This is a genomic window from Bacillus sp. SB49, from assembly GCF_000469135.2.
Classification (GTDB): Bacteria; Bacillota; Bacilli; order Bacillales; family Halobacillaceae; genus Halobacillus.
In genome coordinates this window covers 1,858,034-1,874,384 of sequence record NZ_CP048117.1, presented here as the reverse complement: position 1 = coordinate 1,874,384, position 16,351 = coordinate 1,858,034, and the positions used below count along the sequence as shown (strand labels likewise).

Annotated in this window: 16 protein-coding genes; 4 read left to right on the top strand and 12 right to left on the bottom strand. The window is 46.4% G+C overall.

All coding sequences use genetic code 11. The features are described 5' to 3' along the window. Positions 1–4 precede the first annotated feature (4 nt). The 10 genes from M662_RS09825 to M662_RS09780 form a co-directional block, all read right to left on the bottom strand. Complete coding sequence (locus M662_RS09825; RefSeq protein WP_008638172.1) at positions 5–217, bottom strand: acetyl-CoA carboxylase biotin carboxyl carrier protein subunit; 213 nt, start codon at positions 215–217, stop codon at positions 5–7. 13 nt (positions 218–230) lie between these two features. Continuing rightward, complete coding sequence (locus tag M662_RS09820; RefSeq protein WP_026577412.1) at positions 231–1,583, bottom strand: acetyl-CoA carboxylase biotin carboxylase subunit; 1,353 nt, start codon at positions 1,581–1,583, stop codon at positions 231–233. Between the two features lie 13 nt (positions 1,584–1,596). Continuing rightward, positions 1,597–3,237: an AMP-binding protein gene (locus M662_RS09815; protein ID WP_026577413.1), complete on the bottom strand. Its 1,641-nt coding sequence runs from the start codon at positions 3,235–3,237 to the stop codon at positions 1,597–1,599. Between the two features lie 21 nt (positions 3,238–3,258). Beyond that, positions 3,259–4,401 (bottom strand): acyl-CoA dehydrogenase, encoded by a 1,143-nt coding sequence (locus M662_RS09810; protein ID WP_008638178.1) that lies wholly within the window; start codon positions 4,399–4,401, stop codon positions 3,259–3,261. 71 nt (positions 4,402–4,472) lie between these two features. Then, the gene (locus tag M662_RS09805; RefSeq protein ID WP_026577414.1) at positions 4,473–5,099 is read right to left on the bottom strand and encodes a TetR/AcrR family transcriptional regulator; all 627 of its coding nucleotides are present in this window, start codon (positions 5,097–5,099) and stop codon (positions 4,473–4,475) included. A gap of 102 nt (positions 5,100–5,201) precedes the next feature. Continuing rightward, positions 5,202–7,667 carry a DNA topoisomerase IV subunit A gene (parC, locus tag M662_RS09800; protein WP_026577415.1) on the bottom strand — a complete coding sequence of 822 codons (2,466 nt, stop codon included), beginning with the start codon at positions 7,665–7,667 and terminating at the stop codon, positions 5,202–5,204. Positions 7,668–7,682: 15 nt separating this feature from the next. Further along, on the bottom strand, positions 7,683–9,638 hold the full coding sequence (gene parE / locus M662_RS09795) for a DNA topoisomerase IV subunit B (RefSeq protein ID WP_026577416.1): 1,956 nt from the start codon (positions 9,636–9,638) through the stop codon (positions 7,683–7,685). Between the two features lie 307 nt (positions 9,639–9,945). Beyond that, entirely contained in the window at positions 9,946–10,359 is a 414-nt protein-coding gene (locus M662_RS09790) for a CoA-binding protein (RefSeq protein WP_026577417.1), read from the bottom strand. 11 nt (positions 10,360–10,370) lie between these two features. Further along, positions 10,371–11,897 (bottom strand): ABC transporter permease/substrate-binding protein, encoded by a 1,527-nt coding sequence (locus M662_RS09785; RefSeq protein WP_026577418.1) that lies wholly within the window; start codon positions 11,895–11,897, stop codon positions 10,371–10,373. Beyond that, complete coding sequence (locus tag M662_RS09780; protein ID WP_026577419.1) at positions 11,894–12,949, bottom strand: ABC transporter ATP-binding protein; 1,056 nt, start codon at positions 12,947–12,949, stop codon at positions 11,894–11,896. Before M662_RS09780 ends, M662_RS09785 begins: the two co-directional genes overlap by 4 nt. A gap of 350 nt (positions 12,950–13,299) precedes the next feature. Between M662_RS09780 and plsY the strand changes: the two genes are divergently transcribed. The 4 genes from plsY to M662_RS09760 all read left to right on the top strand — a co-directional run bounded on the left by plsY (position 13,300) and on the right by M662_RS09760 (position 15,578). Continuing rightward, positions 13,300–13,881, top strand: a complete 582-nt coding sequence (gene plsY / locus M662_RS09775; RefSeq protein WP_008638189.1) for a glycerol-3-phosphate 1-O-acyltransferase PlsY — start codon at positions 13,300–13,302, stop codon at positions 13,879–13,881. Between the two features lie 154 nt (positions 13,882–14,035). Continuing rightward, positions 14,036–14,968 (top strand): GTP cyclohydrolase FolE2, encoded by a 933-nt coding sequence (folE2, locus tag M662_RS09770; RefSeq protein WP_026577420.1) that lies wholly within the window; start codon positions 14,036–14,038, stop codon positions 14,966–14,968. Positions 14,969–14,980: 12 nt separating this feature from the next. Further along, positions 14,981–15,211 (top strand): membrane protein insertion efficiency factor YidD, encoded by a 231-nt coding sequence (yidD, locus tag M662_RS09765; RefSeq protein ID WP_008638194.1) that lies wholly within the window; start codon positions 14,981–14,983, stop codon positions 15,209–15,211. Between the two features lie 76 nt (positions 15,212–15,287). Beyond that, positions 15,288–15,578 carry a HesB/YadR/YfhF family protein gene (locus M662_RS09760; RefSeq protein ID WP_026577421.1) on the top strand — a complete coding sequence of 97 codons (291 nt, stop codon included), beginning with the start codon at positions 15,288–15,290 and terminating at the stop codon, positions 15,576–15,578. 27 nt (positions 15,579–15,605) lie between these two features. Here the strand turns inward: M662_RS09760 and M662_RS09755 are convergent, their stop codons facing one another. Both M662_RS09755 and M662_RS09750 read right to left on the bottom strand, forming a co-directional pair. Then, positions 15,606–15,926, bottom strand: coding sequence for a hypothetical protein (locus tag M662_RS09755; RefSeq protein WP_026577422.1), 321 nt, complete (start codon positions 15,924–15,926; stop codon positions 15,606–15,608). Then, the gene (locus tag M662_RS09750) at positions 15,926–16,351 is read right to left on the bottom strand and encodes an acyl-CoA thioesterase (protein ID WP_026577423.1); all 426 of its coding nucleotides are present in this window, start codon (positions 16,349–16,351) and stop codon (positions 15,926–15,928) included. Before M662_RS09750 ends, M662_RS09755 begins: the two co-directional genes overlap by 1 nt.

The window sequence follows — 16,351 nt, the reverse complement described above, 5'->3', positions numbered from 1 at the left end:
CCTCCTATTCAATGACTGCGATCGTATCTCCTTCATTGACAAAGTCGCCTTCTGCAACCTTCATCTCCTTTAGGACACCGGAGTATTCTGCCGTGATTGGTATCTCCATTTTCATTGACTCCAAGATTACGACATCCTGCCCGTCCTCTATCGAATCTCCTTCTTTTGCTACCAATTTCCATACACTTCCTGCCATCGAAGCCTTCACTTCCTTCATCTCTTCATCCTCCTCATTTCGTTAACGTCGGTAAATAATGGACCTCAATAAAATCTGTTTTCGTGTCGCCAATGATGAAGTTCTCATGCGTAACGATCCGCTTCAACATCATCAAATTTGACTTAATTCCTTCTATTTCATACGCATGCACGGCTTGCGTCAGTCGTTCTACGGCTTCTTTACGGTCCCCGCCGTGGACTATTAATTTCGCAATCATTGGATCGTAGAAAGGGGTGACTTCAGAACCTTCACAGATGGCCGTCTCATGACGGATTCCATCTCCTTCGGGAAGACGAAGCTTTGTGAGTTTGCCGGGAGAGGGATAGAAAGTATTGGAGTCTTCTGCATAAATCCTCACTTCTATCGCATGCCCATTCCTTTGTACATCCTCCTGTCCAAAGGACAACGGCTCCTTAGCTGCTATGCGCAGCTGCTGCTCAACAATATCCACCCCTGTAATTTCTTCTGTAACGGGATGTTCCACCTGCAAACGCGTATTCATTTCCAGGAAATAGTGGTTCTCTTCCTGGTCTACGAGAAATTCAAGCGTACCCGCATTCGTGTAGCCGAGACTTTCCACCGCTTTCAGAGCACTTCTATACATCTTTTCCCGCGTTGCTTCAGATAGAGACGGGGATGGTGCTTCTTCGAGTACTTTTTGATGCCTGCGTTGAATCGAACATTCCCGCTCAAATAAATGAATGGCATTCCCGTGTTCGTCAGCGAGCACCTGAATCTCTATATGGCGCGGCTTGTCAATCAGTTTTTCTAAGAACATCTTGCCGTCTCCGAAAAATGTCTCCGCCCGTTTCGAGTTCCCTGCGAATGCCTTTTCCAATTCCTGCTCATTATGGACCGCCTGCATACCGATCCCTCCGCCGCCTGCCGCTGCCTTCAGCATGACGGGATAGCCGAATTCATCTGCGATTCTCTTTGCATCTTCCACAGAATCAACCGAACCCTCCGTACCGGGGATAATCGGAACACCAGCACTTTTCATTTCCGCTCTAGCTTCTACTTTGTCTCCCATCTTGGCAATAACCTTTGAAGGAGGACCGATAAAAGTCATCCCTTCTTCTTCCACCTTCCTCGCAAAACCTGCATGTTCGCTTAATAGACCATACCCGGGATGAACGGCCTGTGCGCCGCACTTTACAGCGACGTCGAGAATTTTATCCGCGTTTAAATAAGATTCGCTTACTCTTGGTTTACCGATAAGGTAGCTTTCGTCTGCCATGGATACATACGCACTGTCCTGGTCCGCTTCCGAATAAACAGCGACCGTTTGAATGCCCATCTTCCTGCACGTCCGAATGATCCTGGCAGCAATTTCTCCCCGGTTGGCAATCAATACTTTGGAAAACATAGGTGTTTCCTCCTCACGTTTCTGTTTGCAGTATTTCAAGCGCGCTTTCCCTTAAACGGAATTTTTGTATTTTACCGCTGGCCGTCATCGGAAACTCCTCTACGAAACAGATATACTTCGGAATTTTATGTTTCGATATACTGCCTGAACAAAACGCACGAATATCCTCTTCTGCCAATGTGACGTTTGCCTTTGGAATGAGAAATGCCATGACTTCTTCCCCGAATTTCTCATCAGGCACTCCAACGATCTGTACATCGAGAACGTCCGGATGTTTATATAAGAACTCTTCGATTTCTCTGGGATAGACGTTTTCGCCTCCACGGATGACCATGTCCTTGATTCTTCCGGTAATTTCGATATATCCTTCCGTACTGCAGACAGCAACATCTCCCGTATGCAGCCATCCGTCCGGATCAACAGCCGCTTCCGTTGCCTCTTCATTCTTATAATATCCTGCCATTACTAAATATCCGCGTGTGCACAGTTCACCTGGTACACCCGGAGGAAGCTCTTCTCCGGTGGCCGGTTCGATTATTTTCACTTCGACATGCGGATGGACGCGGCCGACGCTCGTCACACGAAGGTCGATCGGGTCATCGGCTCTCGTTTGAGTAATCACCGGGGAGGATTCCGTCTGTCCGTATGCAATGGTTATTTCTCCTGCACCCATGTCGTCCATCACCCGCTTCATCACTTCCATCGGACAAGTCGAACCTGCCATGATGCCGGTACGGAGGGTTGTCGGTTTCCATTTTTCGAAATCTTCATGGTTCAATTCAGCAATGAACATCGTCGGGACACCATGAAGCGCTGTACAAGATTCGTTCGTAACCGCTTTTAATACTTCCAGAGGATCGAACTGCTCTAAAATAACCATTGTCGCGCCTTTAGAAACCGCCGCCAAAGTACCTAGTACGCATCCGAAGCAGTGGAAGAAAGGAACCGGTATACATAGGCGGTCTTCGTTTGTAAGCCGCATGCAGTCGGCCACCTGGTTTCCGTTATTCACGATGTTATGGTGACTTAACATGACGCCTTTAGGGAACCCTGTCGTCCCGGAAGTGTACTGCATATTAATGACATCCCGGAAATGAAGCGTCTCTTTTCTTTCTGAGAGATCCTCGTTTGAAACAGTCAGTCCCATATCGAGAAGATCCTGCCAGTTGTAGCATCCTTTATATGAGCGCTCGCTTAATACGATGACATTCTTTAGAAATGGAAGTCGTTCGCTTTCCAAAGCGCCTTTCTCACATGTTTCAAGCTCAGGACAGATTTCTTTCAAAATATCCATATAGGACGTTCCCCTGAAATCCTCTGCAAGAATGATAGTGGAAGCATCTGACTGCTTCAATAAGTATTCCAGTTCCTGAGTTCGGTAGTTCGTATTGACGGTTACGAGAACGCCACCCATTTTTCCGGAGGCAAACTGGCTTAATAGCCATTCCGGCTTGTTGTCCGCCCAAATAGCTATATGTTCTCCCTTTTCAACACCAAGAGCCATCAGGCCTTTAGCCACTTCATCCGTCATTTCTTCAAATTCCCTGTAAGTTTTCCTTATCGACAAACCAGGATAGACAAAAGCCTCCTGATCCGGATGCTGCGCTGCTTTTTCTGACAAGAGTTCCCCAACGGTCTGTTCCAATAAAGCCATAACGCTTCCTCCTTCCTTTAATTAACAGCCTAATGAGCGGGCGATAACAAGCCGCTGTATTTCTGATGTACCTTCTCCAATTTCCAGGAGTTTCGCATCGCGCAAAAAGCGTTCCACTTCATATTCGCGCATATAACCGTATCCTCCGTGTATCTGAATCGCCTCATTTGCTGCGCGGAAAGCCGTTTCAGAGGCGAACAGTTTGGCATAGGCGGATTCTTTCGTAAATGGCTTTCCTTTATCCTTCAACCAAGCCGCCTTATGAACCATGTTCCTTGCAAGCTCGACTTCCATCGCCATATCGGCCAGTTTAAATTGAATAGCTTGAAATTTGGAAATCGGTTGGCCAAATTGCTTCCGTTCTTTTGCATAGGCTAAAGCCCTGTCTAATGCAGCTTGAGCAATACCGACAGCAAGTGCCGCAATAGATATTCTCCCGCCGTCCAGCGTATAAAGAAACTGTTTGAATCCTGCCTCCGGATCTCCAAGCAGGTTTTCTTTTGGTACTATGACATGATCAAGAATAATCTCTGATGTGTTGCTGCCGCGTACTCCCATTTTGTCGTACGGACTCGTCACCTTCATGCCTTTGGTATCTTTCGGAATGATGAAAGCAGAGATGATATTTTTCCCGTCCGGACGCTTACCGGAAACGGCAGTCACAGTTATCGAACGAGCATACTCCGCATTAGTAATCCAACACTTTTCCCCGTTGATGACATAATGATCACCATTCAGTTCCGCGCGGGTTTGTGTGCCAGCGGCATCGGATCCTGCATTCGGCTCCGTCAAACCGAAAGAAGCAAGCCCCTCTCCTTTAGCAAGTGGTGTCAAAAACGTCTGTTTCTGCTCTTCTGTTCCGAAATAATAGATAGGACTTGCCCCGAGGGAAACCGCTGCAGCATAACTGAGTCCTGTGGACCCGCAAACACGTCCGATTTCTTCTACAGCAAGTGCGTAAGTCACCGTATCTCCACCGGAACCGCCGTACTCTTCCGGGAACGGAATGCCGAGGAGACCAAGCTTGCCCATTTCTTTAAAGATATCTTCTGGAAACTCCGCGTTCTTATCAATGGCAACAGCTCTCGGTCCGATAACTTTATCCGCAAAGTCACGCACCATGTTCCTCGTCATTTCCTGTTCTTTTGTCCATTCAAAATTCATAGATATCCTCCTTACAAGTTGGAAGACCGACTGGTTGGTCTGTAATCAAACAAAAAAGAAAACGCTTTCTTTTATTCGTAAAAAAAAGGCACCTTCAATAAGTGATCAAAATATGTCCGGTCCTCTCTTCTCGGTAACAAAAGGTGAAGTACGAGGTCTGTGTAGACATCTGCTATCTGTTCGATCGTATAGGGGCCGTCTTTTCTATACCATTTGTACATCCAGTTAACCATTCCGAGTATCGCCATGGCCGTAACTTCAAGAGGAAGCTCCCTTCGGAAATGTCCTGTCTTCTGCCCTTCCTCCACAATGTGAAAAATCAGCTGCTTAAATTCATCGCGTTTTTGATTTATTTTTTCTGCATAGGGTGCTTTTAAGTAGATGCTCTCTTGATAGTAGACGGAAATGTGGGGTTGATATAAGTCGAATACGTGTACGAAAGCACGTATGATCGCCTGTACCTTGGCAACCGGAGATGGATGGGTGTCGTCTGCTGCCCTCGCTTCCCTCCATACATATGTAAGAAACATGTCATGAATGACGTACAGCAGTTCATCCTTTGATTGAAAGTGGTGATAGAACCCTCCCTTGGAAGTACCCGAAGCCTGCACGATTTCATGAACGGAAACGCCGTGAAACCCATGTTTTTCAAATAAGATCAGCGAATGTCCAATGATCCTGTCCCTAAGCTCACTCATACATCACCTCCAAGCGATGAATATACATTCATCTTATCACATTTTTCTGAAAATACAACGAGGTAAAAAGAAGCACCCTGATATCAGGGCGCTTCTTATACCTTAACGGTTATCCGTATCCTCGGATTCATCACGAAAAGGGATTTCATATTCCGACTTGAGCCATGCTTCGACCACCCGGCCCTGCTCCTCTGTATCAAGGACGTAAGAACCGTTACTGTAGCGGTCATTGGCTTTGAAATCCATCGGTTTCAATTCTGTTAACTGATCCTTCTCCGTCATTAGCACGATTTGATCGTCGCGCTGCACAAGGTGTACATCAATCAACTGATGCGGATCTTTCTTCAACTCTCTCAGCATGATGAGCCCTCGTTTGGCTCGACTTGTACATTCAAATTCTTTCAAACGCATCCGTTTCACCGCTGCTCGATGGGTATAAAGAAGGATGGAAGGGTCCTCCGATGCTTTAAAGACCTGTCCGGATACGACTTGTTCGTCTTCCTTAAGCGTGATGGCTTTCACCCCGGAAGCCCGCTGGCCGACAGTATTTACTTCCTCCTCTTTATACCATAGTCCATATGCTCTATTGGAAGCGATGAAAATATCAGAATTTCCATCTGTCAAATGGACATCCACCACTTCATCATCGTTCTTCAAGTTAATGGCGACCAAAGCTTTGGAATGCCGCTGTGCTTTATACAACCCTAATTCGCTCTTCTTCACCATTCCATTCTTCGTAAAGAAGAGGAGGTACCGGTCCGCTTCAAATGTACGAATAGGGATGGCTTCCACAATAAATTCGTTCTTATCGACCTGAACGATGTTGGAGATATATTGACCAAGGTCCTTCCAGCGTATATCCGGAAGTTTATGAACGGGAAGAAACAGATACTTCCCGAGATTTGTAAATAACAGAATGGTGTCCGTTGTGTTCATCTCGAACAATCGGAGCAGATGGTCTCCGTCTTTCAGGGCGAAATCTTCCCCGTTCGAGGCACCGTATGACCGCGGGCTCGTCCGTTTCAGGTAACCGTCTTTCGTAACGGAAACAATGACGTCCTCACTTGCAACGGTAACCTCAAGATCGACCTTTAGTTCTTCCACTTTCTCTTCGATCGTTGTGCGGCGGTTCTCGCTGTACTGTTTTTTCATGGAACGCAGATCTGCTTTGATGACCTTCATCATTTCCTTCTCATCACCAAGCAGGTTCTCCAAATAGGCAATTTGGTCGGCAAGCTCGGCCGCTTCTTTTTGAAGTGCCGTAATATCCGTGTTCGTCAGACGGTAGAGCTGGAGCGTAACAATGGCTTCCGCCTGCTCTTCGCTGAAGTCATACTGCATCATCAATTGGTGTTTTGCGTCTGCTTTATCCTTAGATGACCGAATGGTTGCAATGACTTCATCGAGGATGGAAATAGCTTTAATTAATCCTTCTACAATGTGCGCACGTTTCTTCGCTTTATTTAAGTCGTAGATTGACTGCCTCGTCACTACTTCTCTCTGGTGGTGGATATAGGCATCCAGCATCAAAGGTAAACTCATCAACTTCGGCGTCCGTTCGTGAATGGCAACCATATTGAAGTTGTAGGAAATCTGCAGGTCCGTATGCTTATAAAGGTAGTTCAGCACGCCTTCGCTGTTTGCATCTTTCTTCAAATCGATAACCACCCGCAGGCCCGTGCGGTCGGTCTCATCCCTAACTTCGGCGATCCCTTCCACTTTTCTGTCAATACGAAGCTCGTCCATCCGTTTAACCATACTCGCTTTATTCACTTCATAAGGTATTTCATGAATAACGATCTGTTCTTTGCCGCCACGCTGCTGCTGGATTTCCGCCCGGCCGCGAAGAACGATTTTCCCTTTGCCGGTCTCATAAGCTTTTTGAATTCCGGCAACCCCCTGTATAATACCGCCCGTAGGGAAATCCGGACCTTGAATCTTCGTCATTAATTCAGGGACTGTGGATTTCGGCTTATCGATGCGCATGATTACCGCATCGATGACTTCGCCTAAATTATGAGAAGGTATCTCGGTAGCATACCCAGCGGATATCCCTGTAGACCCGTTTACAAGCAGACTGGGAAACTTGGCAGGAAGAACGGTCGGTTCCTCAATCGTATCATCGAAGTTAGGAATGAATTCAACCGTCTGCTTTTCAATATCCCGCAGGAGCTCCGAGGATATTGCAGACAGCCTGGCTTCTGTATAACGCATGGCCGCGGGCGGATCTCCATCTACGCTGCCGTTGTTCCCGTGCATTTCCACAAGCGGATGCCGCACCTTCCACGTCTGACTCAAGCGCACCATTGCTTCATAGACCGAAGAATCTCCGTGCGGGTGATAATTACCAATAACTGTACCGACCGTTTTTGCCGATTTCCGGTAGGCTTTATCATGGGTATTCTTCTCTTGGTGCATGGCATAAAGAATCCGCCGTTGCACCGGCTTCAAGCCGTCCCTTGCATCCGGGAGGGCCCTTTCCTGGATGATGTATTTACTGTATCTCCCGAAGCGGTCTCCGAGAACTTCCTCTAATGGTAAATCTAAAAACTTTTCTGCCTCAGACAACAGGAGGTCCTCCTTTTACGATTGGATTTTATCATTTTCTAATATATTCGCTTCGTCTTCCATTCCGAAAGCGACGTGGGATTCAATCCATTTCCGTCGAGGTTCTACTTTATCCCCCATCAGTGTCGTCACACGGCGTTCTACACGAGCAAGATCATCGATGGTGACTCGAATCAATGTACGTGATTCCGGATTCATCGTCGTTTCCCAAAGCTGATCAGCGTTCATTTCCCCTAAACCTTTGTAACGTTGGATCGAATAACCATTCTTGAATTCTTTTAATAATTTCTGCATGCCTTCTTCATCCCAGGCGTATTCGACTTTCTCCTTCTTGCCTTTGCCTTTACTCACCTTATACAACGGCGGGAGAGCGATGAAGACTTTGCCAGCTTCTACAAGCGGCCTCATATAACGAAAGAAGAACGTCAAAAGAAGCACCTGAATGTGCGCTCCGTCGGTGTCCGCGTCGGTCATGATGACGATTTTATCGTAATTGCAGTCTTCTAATGTGAAGTCTCCTCCGACACCCGCACCGATTGTGTGAATGATCGTGGAAATCTCTTCATTTTTAAAGATGTCAGCAATCTTGGCTTTTTCTGTATTGATAACTTTACCACGAAGCGGAAGGACAGCCTGGAATTTTCGATCCCTTCCTTGTTTCGCTGAACCACCGGCAGAATCACCCTCTACAAGATAGAGCTCATTCTTCTGTGCGTTCTTCGACTGGGCAGGAGTCAGCTTCCCGCTCAACAACGTATCTTTGCGCTTCCTCTTCTTGCCGGATCTCGCATCTTCCCTTGCTTTACGAGCAGCCTCTCTTGCCTCTTTAGCTTTGATCGCTTTTTTAATCAGCATGGAAGAAATGTCCGGATTCTCTTCCAGGAAGTAGGAAAGCTTCTCAGCGATGACACTGTCCACGGCTGATCTTGCTTCCGATGTCCCGAGCTTGCTCTTTGTCTGGCCTTCAAACTGCAGCAGCTCTTCAGGGATACGCGCAGAAATGACAGCTGTAAACCCTTCTCTGATATCGTTACCTTCCAGGTTCTTATCCTTATCCTTCAACAGCTGTGCTCTTCTTGCATAGTCATTAAAAATACGTGTAATCGCTGTCTTCGCTCCCGACTCGTGGGTACCGCCGTCTTTCGTCCGCACATTGTTTACGAAGGACAAGATGTTCTCAGCAAAACCATCATTGAATTGAAAAGCGAAATCCAATTCAATACCGGACTGGCTGCCCTCAAATGACACGACAGGATGAAGCGTATCTTTCTCCTCGTTTAAGTAACCGACGAACGACTCCAACCCATCGTTATATTGATAAACTTCCTGAACTTTTTCATTCCGTTCATCAACCAGGATGATTCGGAACCCCTTTAGAAGAAAAGCCGCTTCGCGAAGCCTTTCCGATAACGTTTCCAGGTTGAACTTCGTAACTGAGAAAATGGTCGGATCAGGCTTAAATCGGATGGTCGTACCTGTCTTCCGCGTCTTCCCTTTATTCTCAAGAGACGTAACCGGAACACCGCCGTTCTCGAACCGTTGATAGAACTTCTCTCCGTCCCTGGCAATATGAACTTCCAGCCATTCCGAAAGAGCATTTACAACAGAAGCACCTACGCCATGCAGACCTCCCGACGACTTATAACCGCCTTGACCGAATTTCCCTCCGGCGTGCAGGACAGTCAAGATGACTTCCGGGGTCGGCTTTCCTGTTTTATGCATTCCCGTCGGCATTCCGCGCGCTTCATCCTCGACAGAAACACTTCCATCTTTGTGGAGCGTGACAGTCATTTGTTCGCCGAAACCAGACAATGCTTCATCGATGGCGTTATCGACGATTTCATAGACAAGGTGATGGAGTCCGCGATGATCGGTGGATCCGATATACATCCCCGGCCGCTTTCGGACAGCCTCCAGTCCCTCTAGTACTTGTATGGAATCATCTGTGTATGTTTGATTTTGACTCGACAATTTACCATCGGCTCCTTTCTTAACCAACAACTATTACCATAATAGAACAAACGTTCGATTGTGTAAACGGATTTTACATATGGAACCTCAAGAGACCCTATGGAATAAGTCAGGGATTACCTTGACCTTTCTTATACCCCCTAAGAGAAGCTTGTTGTTCATTCAAAAAAAGTGTATTGCACTGACAACAAAAAACATCGCTTGTTATATTGTAGCGATTTTATATGGTTTCGCAAACATAATTCTTCCAAAAAAAACGAAAAAACCCCCGCAGATGCAGGGATTTAAACGAAAAATCACAGATATATCATCGATAAAGGGCATGAGCCACTTTGATACACAAATCCATGATGACAAGTTTGGAATCATCTTTCAGTATATCATAAGCTTCCTCGTGAATAACGCCTTGCTGAGCCCAGAACGCTTTCGCATCGACGTTTTTGGCTTCTTCAGCGATTTCAGGAAGATATTCAGAACGTCGAAAGACATTGATAATGTCAATGGGTCCCTCCACCTCCGCAAGGCTTGCTACTGCTTTTTGACCGAGCACTTCCTCAACAGCCGGATTGACGGGGATGATTTCATAACCTGCCTGCTGCATCGCCTCGCTTACCTGATACGATGTACGGTGCGGCTTATCAGAGAGGCCGATGACGGCAATACGCTTCGAGTTTTGGAGCAGTTCTTTTATCTCTTGTTTCGATGGATTTTGAAAGGTCACGTTAACTCCTCCTATTCTTCGATTAAACCTTCCTCAACCAAATATTCGCTTGCAACATCAGCCGGGGAACGGTCTTCATAATCTACCTGATAGTTCATTTCTCTCATTTCTTCATCGGAGATCTTTCCTGACAACTGATTCAGGATCTCCTTAAGCTCCGGATACTCTTCCAGTGTTTCCTGCTTCATCAATGGTGCACCTTGATAAGGCGGGAAAAGGTTCTTCGTATCCTCCAACACTTTTAGATTTAATTCTACCATATAACTATCCGTGGCATAAGCGTCAATGATATCCACATCTCCGCTCGATATAGCACCTTGACGGAGACCGGGGTCCATGGTCCTCACTTCGGCAAGATCGAGTCCGTACAGCTCTTTCATCCCTTGATAGCCGTCTTGTCGGTCGTTAAATTCCAAGGTGAAACCTGCAGTCAGCTGATCTTCCACAGCTTTTAAATCTTCCATGGTTTCCAGGTTGTAACGTTCTGCTATTTCTTCCGTGGTGGCAACCGTGTACGTATTATTAAATGCCATCGGCTCCAAATAAGCCATATCGTACGTTTCTGCCAACCCACGCTTTGCCTGAAGATAGACTTCCTTCTTATCGTTGCTTTCTGCCTCTTCATCAAGGAGGGATACAATGGCTGTTCCGGTGAACTCCGGATAGATATCAATACTTCCTTCCTCGAGTGCACTGAAGACCAGGTCCGTTTTCCCTAAATTAGCCTGCAAGCCTACTTGGAGGTCGGTCTCGTCTTCTATCAAAAGCTTATACATGTTGATAAGGATAGCAGGCTCTGACCCGAGCTTTGCACCGAGGACAAGGTCATCTTTCCCTTTGCCTCCGAATGCGAGCGGACCCACAGCGATAAGTGCAGCGATTACCAATAAACTGATCAAAGACCGGAATCCGGACTTCGCTGATGTTCGTTCAAATAAACGCAAAATTAAATCGAGAAGGATGGCAAGCAGCGCCGCAGGTATCGCACCAAGAAGAATGAGATTGGCATCGCCGCCGCGGTCGAGCCCAAGCAGAATTAGATCACCGAGCCCGCCTGCTCCGATTAATGCTGCAATGGTCGTCGTCCCTACGATCAGGACCATAGACGTCCTTATTCCTGCCATAATAATCGGCATCGCCAAAGGCAGTTCCACTTTAGACAACCTTCGGAAAGAGGACATGCCCATACCTGTAGCCGCTTCTTTCAAAGCAGGATCGACCCCTTTGATACCTGTGTACGTGTTACGCAGGATCGGAAGTAGTCCGTAGGCGGTCAAAGCAATAACTGCCGGTGTCTGACCGATCCCGAACAGCGGAATAAGAAAAGCCAGGACCGCAAGGCTGGGGATCGTTTGCAAGACTGCCGTAAGTCCAATGATCGGTTCTGCAATTTTCTGTTTGCGCGTCAACAGTAAACCGAGAGGGACAGAAATCAACGTAGCAATGACGAGTGATATAATGGAGATTTGCAGATGTTCCCATATCTTTTCAAGCAGAATGTCCTGTCTCTGGCTGAACACTTCGATGAATTGATTCATACCTCTTCCTCCTTCGACTGGCTTTTGAGAAAGAGAACGATATCTTTATAGGACAGTGTTCCGATCAGCTTATTGCCGCGAACGACAGGCAGGCTGTCATATTTGTGCTTCTCAAACAGGGCAACTGCATCTTTCAAGACCATCCCATTATCCAGTTCCGGAACAACCTCCCGGCGTCCATCTATGACTGCTCCGCCGTTCGTACCATCGGACTTGCGAAGATGAAACATTCCATGAGTCGGTACACGGCCGCTCTCGTAATCGTCCACAGAATAAACAGCATCGTCGGATTGTTCCATAATGACGTCGACCGCCGTCTGCCACGGTGTTTTTCTTGAGCCGATGAAATCCTCCACAAAGCTGTTCACCGGGTTAAGGACAAGGTTTTGCGGGGTGTCCAGTTGGACGATTTCCCCTTCTTTCATCAAGCAGATCCGATCCCCAAGTGCAAGGGCCTCATCCATATCATGGGTAACGAATACAATCGTCTTCTTAATCTCCTGCTGCAGCGAGCGTATATCCTTTTGAAGCTGCTCTCTGCTGATCGGATCGAGAGCACTGAACGGTTCGTCCATCAAAATGATTTCAGGATCGGCAGCGAGAGCACGTATGACACCGACCCTTTGCTGCTGACCACCGGACAATTCACTCGGCTTACGCTTCCTGTGTTTATCAGGGTCCAGTCCGACCATATGCATCAGCTCATCGATACGGGCTGAAAGCTCCTTTTTCTTCCACTTTTTCATTTCAGGTACAACGGCAATATTCTCTTCGATGGTCATATGTGGAAACAGAGCGATTTCCTGCAGGACATAACCGATGTTCCAGCGCAGTTCATGAATGTTGTATTCCTTAATATCCTTGTTATGTATCTCTATTAATCCTTCCGTCGGTTCAATGAGACGATTGATCATTTTCATCGTCGTCGTTTTTCCGCATCCACTAGGTCCGATGAGGGCGAGAAGTTCTCCTTCGCGAACGTCAAAATTAACGTCTTTTAACGCCGTGGTTCCGTCCGGATAGGTTTTTGTCACATCTTTAAACGTAATCATCGTTTTCCTCCTGTAAACAAGTTAGCTGGCATCATATTTATATATCCATTTTCCTATATGGATAAACCTTCAGCGGAAAGTTTGGTCTGTCAAATCCCCCCATGTTCGTTTCCCCTATCCATTTATCTAAGAACTGCTCCAAAAAAAACTTGTAATGAACCGTTCAATTGGTATAATAAAGAGTCGTCGGAGCGAACCTCGCTCCCTTTAATCAGTACATACTAGAAATGCAGAAAATTGGACCAACAGCCTTTTCCTTTGCCCTCGCGGCAGGAAAAAAGTATTTGGACAGACAGTTCTTTAACTGGACGACACATGATAAACTATTACTATGAAAGGAGATGAACGCCATGGAGTATGCTCTATATATAGTTCTCGCCTATATTTTAGGCTCGATCCCTTCCGGCCTGATTGTTGGAAAAATCGGCTACGGTACAGACATCCGTGAGCATGGAAGCGGAAACCTCGGAGGAACGAATACGTTTCGGGTACTTGGCATGAAAGCTGGCCTCATCGTTACAATATCAGATATTCTGAAAGGAACCTTGGCTGCAGCAATCCCTTTCTTCGCCGGTGCTGACGTCATTCCTCTTGTCATAGGTATATTTGCAGTCATTGGACATATGTATCCTGTCTTTGCAGGTTTCAAAGGGGGAAAAGCGGTCGCTACATCTGCCGGTGTCATCTTAGGCGTGAACCCGCTCGTATTTCTGATTTTGGTCTTATCTTTCTTCATCCTTTTGTATATCAGTAAATATGTCTCCCTGTCATCGATGATCAGCGGAGTTATCGGCATTATTGCAGCCGTTCTCACCAAAGATTTCGGTTTGAGTATAATCATTGGATTATTTACGGTTTTCGTCATTTATCGGCACCGATCCAACATTAAACGGATCATCGACAAGACCGAACCGAAAATTACCTGGATGTGAATATCCATGAAGGAAGCTTATCCTTTCCGGGATAGGCTTTATTTTATAGCATACCCTAAAGGATAGTGCACATCCTGCAAGCATTCCGTTGTATATTTAGAAGTACATATTGTATACTTTCACATATATTGAAGGTCTGAAAGGAGTCATTGTCATGAACAAGACAGAGCTTAATACAAACAAACAACTTCCTTCTAAAGAAGAGCGCCATAAGCTTTTCGGATCCGTAGCACCGGGACCGCGCACAAAGCCTATGGAAAAAGATAAAATGGCCGATCTGCAAAACTCAAGAAAAGATTTCTTATTTGATATCGATATGGTCGGGATTTCGAATGTAAAGCATCCGATTCGGATTCCGAGCGACCTCACACCTCAGATCCAAACAACCATCGGTACTTTTTCTTTCGGTTCTTCGATTGAAAAAGGCAGTAAAGGAACAAATATGAGCCGCTTCACAGAGCAGCTCGACAAGTATCATAACGAAGGCTTCGCCGTCGATATAGCTACATTGAAGCAGTTCACAGAGGAACTTGCGGAACGCCTGAAACAAAAAGACGCAGAAGTAGAAGTAACCTTTCCTTGGTTTTTTGAACGGAAAGGACCTTATTCCGATCTTGCAGGCATGAACCATGCGGATGCAACCATACGGGTAGAATATGATGGGGAGACAGGTCATGATATAACAGTTGCATTGACAGGGAAAATCACAACATTATGCCCTTGCTCCAAGGAAATTAGTGAATACAGTGCGCATAACCAGCGTGGGAATGTCACGATGGAAGTGAAATTAACCGATGATTACGATGAGCAGGACTTAGATTGGAAAGCTGCCCTTTTAGAAGCGGCGGAAAGCAATGCCAGTGCACGTATTCATCCGGTCCTCAAGCGTCCGGATGAGAAAATGGTGACGGAGCAGGCTTATGAAAACCCTCGTTTCGTCGAGGATATCGTACGTCTAGTTGCAGCAGATTTGTATGAGTACGACTTTGTGGAGGCATTTAAAGTTTCCTGTCGTAATGAAGAATCCATCCACCTGCACGATGCACTAGCAACGGTGACTTATGATAAGAAACAGGAACAAAACTAAGGTTCGCAAGCGATGAAACACATAATGATTGCATTGATCCAGTTTTACCGGAAGGGCATCAGTCCATTCTTCCCGCCGACATGCCGATTTCAACCGACATGTTCCGAATACGGACTTGAAGCCTTTCGCCGGTTTGGATTCTTTAAAGGTTTTTACCTCACTGTAAGACGCATCTCGAAATGCCACCCCTTTCACAAAGGGGGATTCGATCCTGTTCCAGATAAAAAACGCAGCCTTAAATAATGCAGAAACAGGTTTGAACAGATGAAACACAGGATACAGCACTATTAGACCATCTGAACGAACAGGAGATGAAATCATGAATTTAACAGTAACTGAGGAAGCAGCAAAATGGTACAAAGACGAGCTTGACATAGAGGAAGAAGGACACCTCCGTTTCTATGTCCGGTACGGCGGTGTCGGAGGCCTGCAGCCGGGTTTTTCTTTAGCCATCAGCCTGTCAGAACCCGTCGATCCAATTGCTCAAACGGATACAGGAACGATTCACTTTTTCATTGAAGCGGATGATGAATGGTATTTCGACGGCCATTCCCTCCTTGTGGAACTAGATGAAAAATGGAAGGAACCTTCCTTCGAATACCAAAAATAAGACGCCTTATGGCGTCTTATTTTTGGTTTAAGGGCGTTCCTTCTGCTTTTTCAAACGAAATCTGCGAATGTGCTCCCCATATCCTTCCTTAGAGAGGATATCAAACTGACGATCCCCGAAAAGGTCGAAGTGAGGAAAACGGGGGTCACGGTGAATCCATTTGCCGTCAAGGCCATGTACCTTGCCCCACTCCTCCAGTTTCTGAATATCTGCACATCCGACTTTCGTTACTGTATCGCATCCCGGAAAGCGATCATCAAGCCAAAAATGTGTCAGAAAAGCGATTTCCCCGTTTTTGACACGGCGCTTCCATTCCATCAATTCTTCACGCTTCACTCCGAAAGCCATCAGGAGGACGGCTCCATTGCATTTACGTATGCGTCGTGCCAGTCGGGAAAACGACGCCGGATGGAAACGGGACGGAAATTTTCACTCTTTACGATAACGTGCTTGGTTTCACCGGAAACGGCAAGGGTCCCGTCTGCATGCACCACTTCATAGCCATAGGATACGCGAAGACCGTCGTAGGCAGCTATCCATGTGCGCACTTTGACATCATCTCCGTAGCGGACTGGATTCTTAAAGCTGATATTCGCATCGATGACAGGAGAAACGACTCCTTGCTTCTCTATTTCCGCGTAATTGAAACCGATCCCCTCGATGAAACTCGTCCTGCCGATTTCAAACCACACAAGGTAGTTTGCATGATAGACAACCCCCATCATATCTGTTTCCTGATACCTTACCTGTATCGGCGTTTCTACTATTTTCAT

What these genes read in the sequence shown, in the direction of transcription:
- yidD (WP_008638194.1), top strand. Translation starts at nt 14,981, where the DNA reads ATGAAACACATAATGATTGCATTGATCCAGTTTTACCGGAAGGGCATC.
- M662_RS09820 (WP_026577412.1), bottom strand. Translation starts at nt 1,583, where the DNA reads ATGTTTTCCAAAGTATTGATTGCCAACCGGGGAGAAATTGCTGCCAGG.
- M662_RS09780 (WP_026577419.1), bottom strand. Translation starts at nt 12,949, where the DNA reads ATGATTACGTTTAAAGATGTGACAAAAACCTATCCGGACGGAACCACG.
- M662_RS09750 (WP_026577423.1), bottom strand. Translation starts at nt 16,351, where the DNA reads ATGAAAATAGTAGAAACGCCGATACAGGTAAGGTATCAGGAAACAGAT.
- plsY (WP_008638189.1), top strand. Translation starts at nt 13,300, where the DNA reads ATGGAGTATGCTCTATATATAGTTCTCGCCTATATTTTAGGCTCGATC.
- M662_RS09810 (WP_008638178.1), bottom strand. Translation starts at nt 4,401, where the DNA reads ATGAATTTTGAATGGACAAAAGAACAGGAAATGACGAGGAACATGGTG.
- M662_RS09760 (WP_026577421.1), top strand. Translation starts at nt 15,288, where the DNA reads ATGAATTTAACAGTAACTGAGGAAGCAGCAAAATGGTACAAAGACGAG.
- M662_RS09815 (WP_026577413.1), bottom strand. Translation starts at nt 3,237, where the DNA reads ATGGCTTTATTGGAACAGACCGTTGGGGAACTCTTGTCAGAAAAAGCA.
- folE2 (WP_026577420.1), top strand. Translation starts at nt 14,036, where the DNA reads ATGAACAAGACAGAGCTTAATACAAACAAACAACTTCCTTCTAAAGAA.
- M662_RS09825 (WP_008638172.1), bottom strand. Translation starts at nt 217, where the DNA reads ATGAAGGAAGTGAAGGCTTCGATGGCAGGAAGTGTATGGAAATTGGTA.
- M662_RS09785 (WP_026577418.1), bottom strand. Translation starts at nt 11,897, where the DNA reads ATGAATCAATTCATCGAAGTGTTCAGCCAGAGACAGGACATTCTGCTT.
- M662_RS09805 (WP_026577414.1), bottom strand. Translation starts at nt 5,099, where the DNA reads ATGAGTGAGCTTAGGGACAGGATCATTGGACATTCGCTGATCTTATTT.
- M662_RS09755 (WP_026577422.1), bottom strand. Translation starts at nt 15,926, where the DNA reads ATGGCTTTCGGAGTGAAGCGTGAAGAATTGATGGAATGGAAGCGCCGT.